The 15,034-nt window shown below is 63.6% G+C and carries 10 protein-coding genes and 2 pseudogenes; 6 read left to right on the plus strand and 6 right to left on the minus strand.

What is annotated here, in order from left to right; all coding sequences use genetic code 11:
• The first annotated feature begins 234 nt into the window (after window positions 1-234).
• Window positions 235-3,012: an alanine--tRNA ligase gene (gene alaS / locus K6I40_RS19360; RefSeq protein ID WP_222915570.1), complete on the plus strand. Its 2,778-nt coding sequence runs from the start codon at window positions 235-237 to the stop codon at window positions 3,010-3,012.
• Window positions 3,013-3,087: 75 nt separating this feature from the next.
• Window positions 3,088-3,870, plus strand: a complete 783-nt coding sequence (locus K6I40_RS19365) for an alpha/beta hydrolase (protein WP_222915572.1) — start codon at window positions 3,088-3,090, stop codon at window positions 3,868-3,870.
• Window positions 3,871-3,974: 104 nt separating this feature from the next.
• Here the strand turns inward: K6I40_RS19365 and K6I40_RS19370 are convergent.
• Window positions 3,975-6,055: pseudogene (locus K6I40_RS19370) on the minus strand (cation:proton antiporter).
• Between the two features lie 140 nt (window positions 6,056-6,195).
• Window positions 6,196-6,905 (minus strand): annotated as a pseudogene (locus K6I40_RS19375) (DUF2270 domain-containing protein).
• 117 nt (window positions 6,906-7,022) lie between these two features.
• On the opposite strand from K6I40_RS19375, the gene K6I40_RS19380 reads away from it, so the two are divergent.
• Together K6I40_RS19380 and K6I40_RS19385 are read left to right on the plus strand one after the other, a co-directional pair.
• Window positions 7,023-8,270, plus strand: a complete 1,248-nt coding sequence (locus tag K6I40_RS19380; RefSeq protein ID WP_222915574.1) for a class I adenylate-forming enzyme family protein — start codon at window positions 7,023-7,025, stop codon at window positions 8,268-8,270.
• A 132-nt stretch (window positions 8,271-8,402) separates the two neighbouring features.
• Complete coding sequence (locus K6I40_RS19385) at window positions 8,403-9,128, plus strand: type 1 glutamine amidotransferase (RefSeq protein WP_222915577.1); 726 nt, start codon at window positions 8,403-8,405, stop codon at window positions 9,126-9,128.
• A 296-nt stretch (window positions 9,129-9,424) separates the two neighbouring features.
• On the opposite strand, the gene K6I40_RS19390 is transcribed toward K6I40_RS19385, so the two are convergent.
• Window positions 9,425-11,611, minus strand: a complete 2,187-nt coding sequence (locus K6I40_RS19390) for a (Fe-S)-binding protein (protein WP_222915579.1) — start codon at window positions 11,609-11,611, stop codon at window positions 9,425-9,427.
• 180 nt (window positions 11,612-11,791) lie between these two features.
• Between K6I40_RS19390 and K6I40_RS19395 the strand changes: the two genes are divergently transcribed.
• Both K6I40_RS19395 and K6I40_RS19400 read left to right on the plus strand, forming a co-directional pair.
• Window positions 11,792-12,382: a conditioned medium-induced protein 4 gene (locus K6I40_RS19395; RefSeq protein ID WP_222915581.1), complete on the plus strand. Its 591-nt coding sequence runs from the start codon at window positions 11,792-11,794 to the stop codon at window positions 12,380-12,382.
• A gap of 136 nt (window positions 12,383-12,518) precedes the next feature.
• On the plus strand, window positions 12,519-13,208 hold the full coding sequence (locus K6I40_RS19400; protein WP_222915583.1) for a hypothetical protein: 690 nt from the start codon (window positions 12,519-12,521) through the stop codon (window positions 13,206-13,208).
• 285 nt (window positions 13,209-13,493) lie between these two features.
• Here the strand turns inward: K6I40_RS19400 and K6I40_RS19405 are convergent, their stop codons facing one another.
• The 3 genes from K6I40_RS19405 to K6I40_RS19415 are packed head-to-tail and all read right to left on the minus strand — an operon-like array spanning window position 13,494 to window position 14,998.
• The gene (locus K6I40_RS19405; protein ID WP_222915585.1) at window positions 13,494-14,123 is read right to left on the minus strand and encodes an L-threonylcarbamoyladenylate synthase; all 630 of its coding nucleotides are present in this window, start codon (window positions 14,121-14,123) and stop codon (window positions 13,494-13,496) included.
• Window positions 14,124-14,177: 54 nt separating this feature from the next.
• The gene (locus K6I40_RS19410; RefSeq protein WP_222915587.1) at window positions 14,178-14,693 is read right to left on the minus strand and encodes a redoxin domain-containing protein; all 516 of its coding nucleotides are present in this window, start codon (window positions 14,691-14,693) and stop codon (window positions 14,178-14,180) included.
• On the minus strand, window positions 14,693-14,998 hold the full coding sequence (locus K6I40_RS19415; protein ID WP_222915589.1) for a glutathione S-transferase N-terminal domain-containing protein: 306 nt from the start codon (window positions 14,996-14,998) through the stop codon (window positions 14,693-14,695). Before K6I40_RS19415 ends, K6I40_RS19410 begins: the two co-directional genes overlap by 1 nt.
• Window positions 14,999-15,034 lie beyond the last annotated feature (36 nt).

Below are 15,034 nucleotides of genomic sequence, written 5' to 3' on the forward strand. Positions count from 1 at the left end.
TCGCGATCGACTGATCCCTCCCGCTGGATCGTGTCACCTGTGCACCCATCTGCTGTCGTTCTATTCCCACCATTATCGATGTATTTTACCTCGGACTATTTATCATTTTCCTATGGTTTTCTCCGGCAAACACGGTCTCCCGGTGCGCTACGGCCGATCACGTTCGCGTCGGACGATCGTTTTGCGACGCCAGTTGCGGAACTGTTTACGCGCTGCAGGGCCAATACACGCGTAATGAGCGAACTAGAGGAGGAGTACCGCCTCGAGTACTTCGAGGAGGAAGGATTCGAGCGCAAGGAGTGCCCGGAGTGTGGCGCTTACTTCTGGACGCGCGATCAGGATAGGGAGACCTGCGGTGAGCCCCCCTGCGCGGAGTACGACTTCATCGACAATTCTGGATTCGACGAGTCGTACGACCTGACGGAGATGCGCGAGGCCTTTCTCTCTTACTTCGAGGCCAACGAGCACGAGCGAATCGATCCCTACCCCGTCGCGGCCAACCGCTGGCGCGACGACGTCCTGTTGACGCAGGCGTCGATCTATGACTTCCAGCCGCTGGTGACCAGCGGCGAGACACCCCCACCAGCGAACCCGCTGACGGTCTCCCAACCCTGTATTCGGATGCAGGACATCGACAACGTCGGCAAGACGGGTCGACACACCATGGCCTTCGAGATGATGGCCCACCACGCGTTCAACACGCGTGAGGATGTCGAGAAAGACGAGTACGCCTACTACGGCGAGGTGTATTGGAAGGACCAGACCGTCGAACTCTGCGACGGCTTCTTCGAGTCGATGGGCGTCGATCTCGAGGAAGTCATCTACATCGAGGACCCATGGGTCGGCGGCGGGAACGCCGGTCCGGCAATCGAGGTCATCTATCGGGGCGTCGAACTCGCTACGCTCGTCTTCATGTCGATGGAGCAGGACTCGGACGGCGAGTACGAGATGAAAGACGGGAACCGCTACAGCCCGATGGACACCTATATCGTCGACACGGGCTACGGGCTCGAGCGGTGGACCTGGGTCTCCCAGGGCACCCCGACGGTCTACGAGGCGGTCTACCCCGACATGATTGCGTTCCTCAAAGAGAACGCGGGGCTCGAGCACACCGACGAGCAGGAGGCACTCATCCACCGGGCCGCCAAGCTCGCGGGCCACATGGATATCGACGAGGCCGAGGACATGGAAACCGCCCGCGGCGAGATTGCCGGCGAACTCGATGTCGACGCTGCGGAACTCGAGGAACTCATGGAGCCCCTCGAGGACATCTATGCGATCGCGGACCACTGCCGCACGCTCGCCTACATGCTCGGCGACGGCATCGTCCCCTCGAACGTCGGCACGGGCTATCTCGCACGGATGGTCCTTCGCCGAACCAAGCGGCTCTGTGACACGATCGGCGTCGACGCACCGCTGGACGAACTCGTCGACATGCAGGCTGAGCGCCTCGAGTACGAGAATCGCGACACCATCCGCGACATCGTCCGCACCGAGGTCGAGAAGTACCGCGAGACCTTAGAGCGGGGCGGTCGACGGGTCGAGACCCTGGCCGAGGAGTACGCGAAGAAGGGCGAACCGATCCCGACCGACGAATTGATCGAGCTCTACGACTCTCACGGCATTCAGCCCGATATGGTCGCTGAGATCGCCGAGGAGACCGGCGCAGACGTCGAGGTTCCCGACGACTTCTACAGCCTCGTCGCAAAGCGCCACGACACGCCCGAGGCGGTCGCGGAGGCCGAGGAGGACGAGGACGAGCGCTTCGAGGATCTCCCGGAGACGGAGAAACTCTACTATGACGACCAGCAGCGAACGCAGTTCGAGGCAGTCGTCTTGGATGTCTTCGAGCGCGAGGACGGCTATGATGTCGTCTTAGACCAGACGATGTTCTACCCCGAGGGCGGTGGCCAGCCCGCGGACACGGGGACGCTCTCGACCGACGACGCAACCGTCGAAGTCGCGGACGTCCAGATCGAGGACGGCGTTATCCTCCATCGGACCGATGAGGACCCCGGCAAGGGCGAACTGGTCAACGGGCAGGTCGACGGCGGCCGCCGGCGACAGCTCATGCGCCACCACACGGCGACCCACATCGTCATCCATGCCGCACGGCAGGTCCTCGGCGAGCACATCCGCCAGGCCGGTGCCCAGAAGGGAGTCAAGAGTTCGCGGATCGACGTTCGCCACTACGACCGAATCGGCCGCGAGGACGTCAAGCGGATCGAGGACCGCGCGAACGAGATCGTGATGGACAACACCTCGGTCTCCCAGGAGTGGCCCGACCGCCACGACGCCGAGGCAGAACACGGCTTCGATCTCTACCAGGGCGGGATCCCGCCAGGCGAGCAGATCCGGCTGATCCACGTCGCCGATGACACCCAGGCCTGTGGTGGCACCCACGTCGCCCGAACCGGCGATATCGGCACGATCAAGGTGCTGAACACCGAGCGCGTCCAGGACGGCGTCGAACGGATCACCTTCGCGGCCGGCGAGGCCGCCATCGAGGCGACCCAGGTCAAAGAGGACGCGCTCTACGAGGCTGCCGAAATCCTCGACGTCTCACCCGAAGACGTGCCCGAGACCGCCGAACGGTTCTTCGAAGAGTGGAAGGGCCGCGGCAAACAGATCGAGGACCTGAAAGAACAACTCGCCGAGGCCCGCGCCGGTGGCGGTGGCGGCGGGGAGGAAGTCGATGTTGGCGACACTACGGCCATCGTCCAGCGCCTCGACGCTGACATGGGCGAACTGCGAGCGACCGCCAACGCCCTCGCCGAGGACGGCAAAATCGCCGTGCTAGGCAGCGGCGAGAGCGGTGCCCAGTTCGTCGTCGCCGTCCCCGACGGTGTCGGCGTCAATGCCGGCGAGGTCGTCGGCGAACTCGCCGCCAAGGTCGGCGGCGGCGGTGGCGGTCCGCCGGACTTCGCACAGGGTGGCGGCCCCAATGTTGACGACTTAGACGACGCGCTCGAGGACGCCCCCGATGTGTTGCGCCAGGTACTGAACGCCTGATCCCCGAGAAACGCTGTCTCCGTCGCTCGAGTCGAAACCATCCCCTTCTTTCACCACCGTCCCGTCGAGTCACCCATGCCGACTGCATCGAACGGATCGGTCTCGCTGTACTACGACCGCGCAGGCGAGGGCGACCCCGTCGTCTTCGTCCCCGAAGCCGGCCTCGGCGGCTGGCTGTGGGGGTGGCAACACGCCGCCGTTGCCGGTCCCCACGAGGCTGTCGTCTGGGACCTCCGGGGGACGGGTCGCTCCGACGCACCATCCGGCCCCTCCGACCTCGAGACGCTCGTCGCCGACCTCGAGGCGGTCCTCGCCGACTGTGACTTCCGCAATGCCCACCTCGTGGGCTGTGGACTCGGCGGTGTGATCGCACTCGCGGCGGCCCGGACCTCGAGTCGTGTCGAGACGCTGACGCTGTTCGGCACCGCCGCTCAGGGCGAGGCGTTCGACCTCGAGCCGCTCTTCGCGCCGCCGGACGATCCGAACGCGCTTCGCCAGTCGCTCGAGGCGGGGTTTTCCGCGGACTTTCTCGAGGCCCAGCCCGACGTGCTGGAGGGGATCGTCGATTGGCGGGCCGACGGCGACGCGGATCGGGAGGGGTGGGAGGCACAGGTCGCGGCGCTCGAGGGCTTCGACGCGACCGAGTGGCTGGTCGAGGTGACCCAGCCGACGCGGGTGATTCACGGCGGTTCAGACGAGCTGGTGTCACCGGCGGCTGGGGAGACGTTGGCACGGGGGCTCCCCCGCGGGGAGTTCGAAGTGCTCGAGGGAGCGGGGCATCTCTGTTTCGTCGAACGCTCGCGGACCGTCAACGATCGGTTGCTCGGCTTTCTCGAGGCCCACATCGACGACGAGTGAGAGAACGGCGTGCTGAAGTCAGTAGCCGCACCCCGCTGTCGGGCGACCGGGTTCGGCGTGCGGTCGATCGGGTGGGGAGCGGCGACCGAGCGGGCCCGTGGCCGCTACTTGAACCGCAGGAACTGCCGATCGTACTCCGGATCGTCCTCTCGCGGGTGCACCAAGACGAACGATTCCGGTGGGAGTGCCGCCAGTCGGTACGGAAGTTCCGCGAGCGCTTCGTGCCAGCCCACGCTGCCCTCCTGCGAGGAGACGACGGTGATCAGATCGTCCGCCGTCGCGTCCCGTTCTAACTGTGAGTACAACGCGTTCCACGAGGGCAGTTCGCGGAACTCCGCGTCGAGCTCCGGCTCGACGAGACCGAAGAGCCGTTCGTACTGGTGAGCCGATCCCTCGACTGCGAGGACCGTGAGTGGGGCGCCGAGTCGCTCCGCGAGCCGTTTGAGCAGGGAGACGCTCTCGAAGAACCCTTCGTGGTGATCGATTCCCTGCGGAAGCACGACGAAGAGCCGATCGGTGGTGTTGACCGGATATCCGAGTCGAGCGACGAGCACTGGATCGGTCGTCCGTCTCAACACCTGGTCGATGATGCTCCCGAACAGCCGCCGTCCGATCGATTGCTCGGCGTCCCACCCGAGCAAGAGCATGTCGGCTCGCACCTCGACCGCACTGCTGACGATCCCCGAAGCCGGATTGTGATTGACGCGAATCTCGGCATCGACGGGAGCGTCGGCTTCGCTCCCGACGGCGGTGAGCGCCTCGAGATCGTCGTAGGCCTCGTCAACTCTCCGTTCAGTCTCGCCAGCCCGATCAGGCTGGACGACGGTGAGCGTGTGGATCGGCCGGCTTCGTTCCTCGTCTTTGAGAAGCAACGCGAGCTCGAGGAGTCGACGTTGTCGAGTGGCACTTCGGGTAACCGGGAGCAGGATCCGGGGATCGGTCGAGGTATTGGAACCCGGTTCGACGTCCTCGGCCAGCGCGAGCCGACGCCCGGCGCGTTTCGTCAGCCAGGGACTGAGAACTGCAGTCACGAGGAGCATGAGCACGACTGCGTTGAGAATCGCGGCGTCGAACAACCCCGCGTCGTACCCGATCAGCGTGATCGCGAGCGCGGCCGCGGCCTGCCCGATCGAGAGCCCGAAGATCACGCCGCGTTCGTCGGCGTCGTATCCTTGCAGCCGAGCGACGAGCCACGCCGCGAGCCACTTCAGCGCGATCATGACGCCGACGATGACGACTGCGACCTCGAGCGTCCGAACGCCATCGAGGACGACCGTCACGTCCACGAGCATACCGACGTGGAGCAGAAAGAACGGGATAAAAAGACGTTGCCCGCGAACTCGACGCGGGAGAGTAGCGTGCCGCCCGCTGGGATCAGCCGGTTGAGTGCGAGACCGGCGACGAACGCGCCGAGGATCGGTGCGATATCGAGAAGCGTCGCGATGCTGGCCGCGCCGAAGAAGACCACCGTGACGAAGAGAAATTCGAAATAGCTCTCCTCGCTAAAGTTCTGGAAGAACCGACGTGCAATTGGAGGCGCGACGAACCAGATTCCAGCGATCAGTACGACCAACGCGATGATTTTCTCGAGAACGACGAAGACGGTCAATCCGCCTTCGGCCGCGCTCCGAACCAGTGCGAGGACCAACAGCGCCAGCGTATCCGTGAACAGAATGCCACCGAAGACGGCCGTCACCGCTCGATTCTGCGTGATATCGTACTGATTGACGATCGGATACGCGAGCAACGTGTGCGAGGCGAACACGGCGGCCAGAAGCAACGAGGCGAACAGATCCAGTCCGAGGACAGTCGTCACGACGACGGTTCCGACGAGAAACGGTAAGCCAAAGCTGACGAGGCCGAACAGGGCCGCGCTACCGGGATCCTCGGAGAACCGGCGGAGATCGAGTTCGAGACCGACGGTGAACAGGAGATAGATCAGTCCGACGTCGCCCAGCAGGACGATCGCGTCGCTGTGTGCGACGAGACCAGTGGCACCCGGTCCGAGTATCGCCCCGAACAAGACGATGCCGATGATACCCGGCTGACCGAGTCTCCTGACCAGTAGCGGTCCGACCAGAAAGACGGTCAGCGCGAGGGTAAACACGAGAACCGGTTCCTCGAGCGGGAGTTTCGGAATAGTGACGAGGGCGACTAGCGGGCCATCTATCCACTCGGTCTGCATGCCTCCCCTGAAAATCAGGTTCATTTTACTGTAGCGATCGTTTCCGTATCACGTTGTCTGGAGGGGCACTGGGTGCCGTCCACCTACTGACGACCCGTCGATCCGCACCGGTACGCTTCAACCAGTGGTTCGTCGCTCGATCATGTCTCCTTCCACTCGCCGAACTTGGTCTCGTCGACCTCGCCTTTGGCCTGTCGCTCGCGCGGCCAGATCGCGATTCCAACGGTGAGTCCGTAACACAGGACGACGACGCCGATCACGACTGAGCCCGGAATCCCGGGTAGCGACGCGGCTTCCCGCCACGTCTGCCCGGGGTAGTACGCCACGATTCGAAAGAGCCAGCTAACCAGCATGACGGTCAGCAGCGGGAGATACACTCGCCGGAGCCGACGGGCGACGGCTTCGTGATACGGTAACTTTATCGCCGGATTGCGGTAGTCTTCGCTCAACTCGGCGCGCCAGCGCGGCCGTTCGACGCCGGCCGACGGATCGAGCGCGTTCGCGAACAGGTTCTCCTGCAGGAGCCGCGCACGCGAGCGCCACACGTCGTAACTCTGGTACCGACGCGCCTCGATCCCGAGAAATACAGCGATCACGAGCATTCCGATGAGCAAATCGCGTGAGAGGTTCCGTCGCTCGAGAACGCGTAGACGAGAATCGCGGCCATGAGGGTGACCGCCCAGTCGGTTGTCCGGTCGAGGCGGTCGCGCCAGGTGGTGACGCGCTCGACCTCGCCGCGGTAGAGGTGTGCAGCGACCGACCCGAGACCCGTGCTCTGGTCGACCATTTCTCGACCGATCTCCCGCTGTTCGGGAGCCTCCGGGTCGAATTCGTGTTCATCCCGAGTCATTACGACAAGAAGAACCGATGACGGCATAACGAGCGCGCCTACACTGCAGGGTATCGGGTTCCGTGCTTGCGACTGACCCCCTATCTACTACGTACTCGAGCGTGGGAGTCTCCAATTGTGACCCTCTCGTTGGCTCGACGGGCCGAACAGTTCCCGGATCGGACGGCGGTCGTCGATATCTCCGAGCAGCGGCTGTACGCGCCCGCGGAGACGATTCACGAGGATCGAGTCTCCTACGACGAACTGTCGACGATCGCGACGCGGACGGCAGAGCGACTCGCGGCGCTGGACATCGGTCCCGGGGACACTGTCTGTCTCGTTACGCGAAACCGGGTCGCCGCGCTCGCATTGTTTTTCGCCTGTCGGCGGCTCGGTGCGACGTTCGCGCCGATCTCGCACCTGCTGACGCCGGCGTCCGTCGAGCGCCCCTTCGACGTCCTCGAGCCTGATATCGTCGTCTCGGAGGCGGCCCAGCGCGATCTGGTACGATCGATCCCCTTCGACCGGGCAGTGACGCTCGAGGAATTGGCTGACGCGGACCGCGCCGATATCAACGTCGACGGGCAGCCGTCAGGAGCGAATCCGGTGCTGGCCATCCACGGCGATTCGGGCCGCCCGATCACCGGCTACTCGGCCGATACTATCGAACGCAACTGCGAAACGGGTGTCTCGGTGTGGGGGCTCGCCGCGAACGATACCGTTCCGCTTACCACGCGACTGTCGGCCGTGGACGGTCTCGTTCGGGTTGCGCTGTCGGTGCTGTACGTCGGGGGAACGCTCCTGCTCGATCGGGCGTTCGACCCCGGCGACGCCACGACCGCGATCGTTGAGGAGGAAGCGACGCTCCTGTTTGGCCGAGAGACTGTCCTCCGCGATATTGCGGCCGAGTCCGACTTCGACGCGGCCGCCGATTCGATCGAGCGGGCAATCTGTGAGGCCCCGGTCGAAGACGACGTGATCGCAGCGTACCGGGACCGCGATGTCCCAGTCACGCAGGTCTATGGCCGCCTCGAGTGTCCGACCGCCCTGAGTCAGGAGTTCGAGACCGACGCCGATTCGACCGGAGCCAACACTGACGGAACCAGTGTCGGCCGACCGGTTCCAGGCTGTCGCACCCGATTAGTCGACGAGGACGGCACCGTTCTCGAGGGCCAAGCGGACGGCCGACTCCGGCTTTCGGGGCCAATGGTCGCCGACGGCTACGTCAGCGGTGCCGGTACTGACGACGAGAACTGGTACGAACCGGCCGAACTCGAGAGCGCCGACGACGACGAGACCGAGGACCGCGGTCGATTCACGGACGACTGGTTCGATACAGGTGACCAGTTCCGCCGGGACGAGGCGGGAGTCTATTACCGCCGGTGAGACACAGTGGACAATCGTGACCGATTTCGATGTCTTCGCCCCGCGCGTCGGCAACGAGCGATCCGTCCGCGATTGCGGCAACCACGGCACCGGGCGGAAGGCCTATTTTCATCGAGTCGCCACTATGGTGCAATGGATCAACTCCGAGTCGCCGTCCTAAACGCGGCTCACCGGGACGAGAACACGACACGGAACTTCCGGCGCGAACTCGACGCCTCGCTGGCGGAGTTCGACGCCACCGACGGCACGGTACCGGACGACTTCGACTACGATGGAGCCGTCGTCACCGGCTCCCGGTCGTCGGTCTACTGGGACGACGACTGGATGGCACCGGTCAAGAAGTGGGTCGGTGACGCAATCGATCGCGGAATCCCCTTCCTCGGCGTCTGTTGGGGCCACCAGCTACTGGCCGACGTCCTCGGCGGCACCGTCGCCGACATGGGCGCCTATGAGGTTGGCTACAGCGAGATCGAGCAGACCGCCGACTCGCGGCTGTTCGACGGCATCGACGACACCTTTACCGCCTTCACCAGCCACTCCGACGCAGTCGCTGCTCTTCCGTCCGGTGCCGAGCCTCTCGCGGAGAACGACTACTCCAACCACGGCTTCCGCAAGGATCGGGTCTTCGGCGTCCAGTTTCACCCTGAGTATGACATGCGAACCGCCCGCGAACTCGTCCACCGCAAGGAACTCTCCGACGAACGCCTCGAGTCGATCCTCGGCGAGATCACCGAGGCGAACTACCGCGAGGCCTGCGAGGCGAAACTCGTCTTCGACAACTTCCTTGAGTTCGTTCGTAACGTGAAGCGGGTCGATACCGCTGCCGACGCGTCGGCTTCGGTCGGGCGTTCTGACTAGCTACCGAGATAGTAATTCGGCTCGTTCGTCTTTTGACGGCTACTGGCTCTTCAGCAAGAAAATCAGCGGAAACGGTTTTCCGAGAGTGGTTGGAATACGCACATACGCGCCCGTCGGTCGAGAGCACGGAGATGGCTCGAGCGGATCATTCGAGACGCTTACGAGTCAACAGACGCGGTAATCGAGCTGTTCGAGATGATTCTACGCCGTAGCTGGACGGCGAACACACGGTCTCGATATCAATCGGTTCGGTACTCAGGACGGAGAAAACCTCCAACTCGTCGAGATTGATCCGATCAGTCAGCAGCGACTTCGACCTGCGCTTCGTCTTCCTTGCCGATGGCCTCGACGATGAGTTCGGCGACGTCGACAATCTCGATCTCGTCCTCGTAGTCGCCGGTCTTGCGGCCGTCCTCGTACATCGTCATGCACATCGGACAGGCGACGACGAACTTCTCGATGCCGCTGCCGGCATCGGTGTCCTCGAGCGCTTCTCGAATGCGCTCCTCACTGGGTTTGGGCTCTTCCTCGAAGTCCATCCAGAGGCCGCCACCGCCGCCGCCACAACAGAAGGAGTTGCTGCGGTTGCGGGGCATCTCGTCTAACGTACAGCCTGTCGCTTTGATGAGTTCGCGCGGGGCCTCGTACTCGTCGTTATACCGGCCGAGGTGACACGGATCGTGGTAGGTGACCGTGTAATCGAGTTCGGTTCCGTCCAGATCGAGGGTGCCGTCGTCGACGAGCTCTTCGACGGCCTGAGTCCAGTGGAGCACGTCGATCTCGCCGTCTTCGTTCCACTGGTCTTCGTACTCGAAGGGCATCATCGGGTCGTCGGCGAACTCGTCGAAGTTGACCTCCGGATACTCGTTCTTGAACGTGTTGTAGGAGTGGGGGTCAGTGCAGACGATTTTATCGAACTCGCAGTCCTCCCACGTTTCGACGTGGTGACCAGCGAGTTCGACGTAGAGCAACTCCTCGCCGACGCGGCGGATGTCGTTGCCGTCGAACTTCTCGTCGTCGAAGAGGATACCGAAGCTGACGTCGGCCTCCTTGAGGATGGTCGCCAGCGAACGGGCGACCTGCTTGTTGCGCTCGTCGTAGCTCGGGAAGTCGCCGACGTACCAGAGGTAGTCGACTTCCTCCTCGCGGGCGTCGGTGACGTCGAACTCGAGTTCGTCGGCCCAGTCGCCGCGGTTGCGCGGCGAGTTGCCGAACGTGTTGCCGTTTTGCATGACGTTCTGGAAGACGTCCTGCATGTTGGAGTCGACGTCGCCCTGATCGGTCATCTGTCGGTTGAGTCGGGTAAAGCTCTTGAGATGCTCGATCTCGACGGGGCAGGCGTCCATACAGGCCATACAGGCCATGCAGGACTCCATGGTCTCCGAGTTGATGACGCTCGTGCCGCCGTCGGCGATGATGGGTTGCTCCTCGCCGCCGGCATCGAGATCCTCGCGGTAGGACTTCAAGTCGAGGATGACGTTCCGCGGGTCCAGCGGGCGGTCGGAGGACTTGGCCGGACAGACGGAGGAACAACGGCCGCACTTGGTACAGGCGTCCTGGTCCAGGATTTCCTTCCAGGTGAAGTCGTCGATGGATTCGGCGTTGGTTGCATCCAGATCCGACGGGACGTTGGGCAGGCGCTGTCCCGCTTTCTCGTCGCGCGTGACAACGTTCGCGAACGAGGAGATCATATGGAACGGCTTAGCGTAGGGAATCCAGGCGATGAAGAAGAAGGCAAGCAGCGAGTGGGACCACCACGCGAGCCAGTGGAGGTTCTCGACGTTCAGGCCGCCACCGTTGAGCCCGGCCTCCTGGGCACCCAGTGTCGGGAGCCCGATCGCGTCGAAACCAAGTGCCATGCCGTAGGAGACGAAGCTGACGATCTCGTGGTCCGGAATCCCGGCGCTGTAGACGCGCAGCCCCTCGAGGAGGAAGCCACCGACGCCGAGCGCGAACAGGATCCAGATGAAGGCGTCATCCTCGGTGGAGGTGTGTCGATCCCAGAGGCGATGGTTGCGGACCCAGTAGCGTCGGTACATCGCCATCCCGATGCCGACGACGAAGAGGAGCCCCAGTGCGTCGACCATGAACTGGTAGGCGAGATAGAAATCACCATTCCAAAACGACATATGGAGAATCTTCTCCGCGGCGTACTCTTCGGCCATCAGGATAAGTGTCGCGACGAATAGCGTCAGGAATCCCCACAGAATAAAGGAATGCATCAGACCACCGTAGAGATCCCTGTTGAACTGTTTCTCGTTCGAAAGTGCGATCTTGGTCGCGCTCACGATACGGTTCTGCAGGTCGTTGAGCCGCGGGAACGAGTCGTCGTCCCCCTCAGCATAGCGGGAGAACCGCTGATAGACGCCGTACGTGAAGACGGCGATAGCGGTAAACGCGAGGAGGTAAAACACCGCGTATTCGACGCTGGAAATCCCCCAGTACGTCTCCCTGGCCACGTCTGACTGTGCTAAGACGTTCATGTCCAATGAGGGGTGGGCTGTAACTTAATTCTTGCCACACCGTCCGGAAGACAACCCCGACGCTGTCTTGCGAAAATTTCTCTACTATTTCAAGTTTATAATTGTCGACCATGTTCTATTTGCTGGTCCAACGTGATCTGGCAACAGGCTTAAATAGACTCCCGTCTGGAGTGTCCACCCATGAACGACAAAACCGAGGAGCTCCGGGATATCTTCACTGACGTCACCGACGGCGAGGAGACCGTCACCGAATCACAGGAAAATACCCGTGGTTCCATCGAGCGAGACGAGCGATCGGACGAGGAACGCCTCGAGAGCGTCGTCCAACAGATGCGCGAGCGGTACGAGTTCGAGACAGCCCTCTCGGACGAGGAGTTGCTCACGGTCGCCAGAGGCTTCTACGACGACCGGAGTGACGAAGAAATCGCTGATGAACTGAACGTCGACACCGACGAGGTCTTCGAGGCCCGACTGTCGCTGCATCTCGCGGCCGAGGGCGATGCCGACGAGGTCGACCTCGCGGCGATCCGCGACCGCGAGGAAGACAATACGACGCTGGCCGAGGAGTACGACGTCACCGAGGCCCGGATCCGCCGCTATCGACGCGTTGCCGAAGCAAAAGACCAGTCTCGAGCGGCGAACGACCGGTACCGCGACGAGTTCAACAGTATCCTCGCCGATGCCGACCTCTCCGAGCGGATGACATCCGATCTCCGCGAGGACGGCCTCGAGGACGCGACGGAGGGGATGGAGACTGAGGTAGACTTCTAAGCACCGAACTTTTTACGGGATCCTCGCTCGCTGTGCTCGCTCGAACCCCGTCTGTATAACGAGCCGAAGGCCCATTCGCACGTCACGGTCGGCGTTCGGACGAGGCTTTTTACGAGAAGACGCGGCCAGACGTTTCGTGACCCGCACTCCCGTCTCGTTTAGCGATCTGCGGACCGCGGCTTACTGCCCGCGGAAGTGTTACTACCAACGCAGACAGGCCGACGAGGATCGTGAGCCGCCGCCCGAGGTCGAGTCGATTCGAGCGCTCGCGACTCGGTACGACGAGCTGCTCGAGGCCTCGCCGGGAGCCCTCGAGTCCGAGCCGATCGCCGTCCCGGCCGTTCGCTACCGTGATCGACTGGGCGCGGCCCGTGATCGACTCGCGGACGCGGGCCAGTGGGACCGCCTCTCCGAACCTGCCGATCGGGAGGTGTTCGCGACCGGGCGACACTGTCGGGGCATCGTCCACAAAGTGCTCGAAGACCCGCTCGAGCCGTCGCTGATTTCGTCGGGGAAACCGCCCGAAAACGGCGTCTGGGAGTCCCAGTCGGTCCACGCGGTCGCGGCCGCGAAGGCACTTGCCTGGGAGCACCAGGAGTCGGTCGACCGGGCTTGGCTCGAGTATCCGGCCGACGGCGTGATCCGATCGATCGATATGACGACGCGACGGAAGGCACAGTATCGGAGCGCGCTCCGGGCGGTCCGCGAGTTAGATGGTCCACCGGCGCGGACGAACAACCGCTCGAAGTGTGAATCCTGTGAGTTCGCCGCGGAGTGTGGGGTGAAGACGCGGACCCTGCGGTCGTTGCTGGGGTTCGGACAGTGACGTAGCGCGATTTCGAACGTTGAAACCGGCTCGGTAATGAGGACCGTTCGATAGGTGTCTGAATAGAGCAGGGGGTTCCGGTGGAAATGAGTAAGACAACGCGTCCTGCTACCGTGGCAACAGGGACTCGCCACGCCCTCCCCAGCCGATTCGCTCACTAGCGTTCACTCATCCCTCGCACGATATTGCGCCGCGGTGAACCGCGGCCCAGCGCGCGCCACCGCATGCCGGGTGACCAGTCCGAAGTGAGATATTGGCCCCCTTTTACTGGCCCCATTCCCCCTGTTACGAGTCCTCGAGCCAGGCCTCGATCTCGGCGGCCTGCGCCCCGCGTCGGTGGATCGTCTCGCTCGAGACGTTGACGACGGTGCTTTCGGTGCCGTCCGTTTCGCAGTCGTCAGACCCCGTCTGACGGGCCGACGAGCCCTGCTCGTCGCCGCCGTCGAGGACGACCGCGGCCGCCTCGCGGATTTCGGGGTCCAGATCTGCGAGCCGCCGGGCACTCTCCCGGCCGCTGACGTTCGCGCTCGTCGCGGTGATCGGTGTGCCGGCCCGCTCACAGAGTGCAAGCGCGAGGTCGTGATCCGGCACGCGGACGCCGACGCGGTCGCGGCCCGCCGTGAGTTCGTCCGGGACGGCCTCACGCCGCCGACAGAGGACTGTTACGGGGCCAGGGAGAAACGTCGCCATGAACCGCCGCTCCCGCTCGGTCGCGCGGACGTACTGCAGCGCCGACGGGACCGAGGGTACCGCGAGGGAGAGCGGTTTCGAGCGGTCGCGGCCCTTCACCTCGAAGACGCGTTCGACGGCGTTGGGCTCGAGCGCCGCTGCGGCGAGGCCGTAGACGGTCTCGGTGGGATAGACGACGAGGGCCCCCGATTCGATCGCGTCGGCCGCGCGGTCGAGTTCGCTCATTCGGTTCGAAATCGACGGATGTCGAGCAAAAAGGTATCGTTCGGGTCCGAAACTTCACTCGAGGCCGAGTTCCGCCTCGAGGTCGTCGTAGTCGGGGAAGTCGGGCCAGTCGGTGGCGACCCACGCGCCCTCGACTGTGCGATCGTCGTCGAGCGCGAAGAAGGCGACGCGTGGTTCGCTGATACCGGTCATCCCGTCGAGATCGTGGTCGACGCCGTAGGACTCCGCGACCCTGTTGCTCGGATCAGAGACAAACGCGAACGGATAGTCGTTGTCGTCGAGGAATCGTTTGACGCTGTAGGGGGTCGAGGCCGTGACGCCGACGACCTGCCCTGCGCGGTCGTCCCAGTTTCGGTCCGCGAGTTCGTCCCAGACGTACTTGGCGAGGAAGGAACCTGTCATCGGGGTGAAGACGAGGATCGTTCGGCTGTCGGCCTCGCTGACGAGTTCCGAGAGGGTTCGGTCCTCCCAGAACTCGTCGGTGACGAGCGGTCGGGTGAACTCGGGTGCCTCTTCGCCGGGTTCGGGGTGGTCCGTCGGACCGAGTTCGACGACCTCGAAGTCCGGCATCAGTCGTCACCTCCCGCGCCCGCGGCGGCCGCGTCGGGACGGTCGCCCTCGCCGTAGGTTGACTCGAGATAGCCTACGATGTTGGCGCTTTCCGCCATCGTGACGCCAGTGTTCTCGTCGACGATGACGGGAACGGTCCGGACGCCGGCGACGCGTTTGACGATGTCGCGTTCGGAGTGCATCGGTTCGACGAACCGCGATCGGTATGCGAGGTCGTACTCGTTCAACAGCCGGGTGACCCGCTCGCAGTACGGACAGCCCTGGAGCCGATAGAACGTGATCGGTGGTTCGGCGGTCTCGCTCATGGACGGACGTACGGGAAACGATCGGGTAAACGTGTC

The organism is Natrinema sp. SYSU A 869 (assembly GCF_019879105.1).
Taxonomy (GTDB): Archaea; Halobacteriota; Halobacteria; order Halobacteriales; family Natrialbaceae; genus Natrinema.

Coding starts and splice junctions, on each gene's coding strand:
- alaS (WP_222915570.1), top strand. CDS start 235: ATGAGCGAACTAGAGGAGGAGTACCGCCTCGAGTACTTCGAGGAGGAA.
- K6I40_RS19365 (WP_222915572.1), top strand. CDS start 3,088: ATGCCGACTGCATCGAACGGATCGGTCTCGCTGTACTACGACCGCGCA.
- K6I40_RS19385 (WP_222915577.1), top strand. CDS start 8,403: ATGGATCAACTCCGAGTCGCCGTCCTAAACGCGGCTCACCGGGACGAG.
- K6I40_RS19390 (WP_222915579.1), bottom strand. CDS start 11,611: ATGAACGTCTTAGCACAGTCAGACGTGGCCAGGGAGACGTACTGGGGG.
- K6I40_RS19395 (WP_222915581.1), top strand. CDS start 11,792: ATGAACGACAAAACCGAGGAGCTCCGGGATATCTTCACTGACGTCACC.
- K6I40_RS19405 (WP_222915585.1), bottom strand. CDS start 14,123: ATGAGCGAACTCGACCGCGCGGCCGACGCGATCGAATCGGGGGCCCTC.
- K6I40_RS19410 (WP_222915587.1), bottom strand. CDS start 14,693: ATGCCGGACTTCGAGGTCGTCGAACTCGGTCCGACGGACCACCCCGAA.
- K6I40_RS19415 (WP_222915589.1), bottom strand. CDS start 14,998: ATGAGCGAGACCGCCGAACCACCGATCACGTTCTATCGGCTCCAGGGC.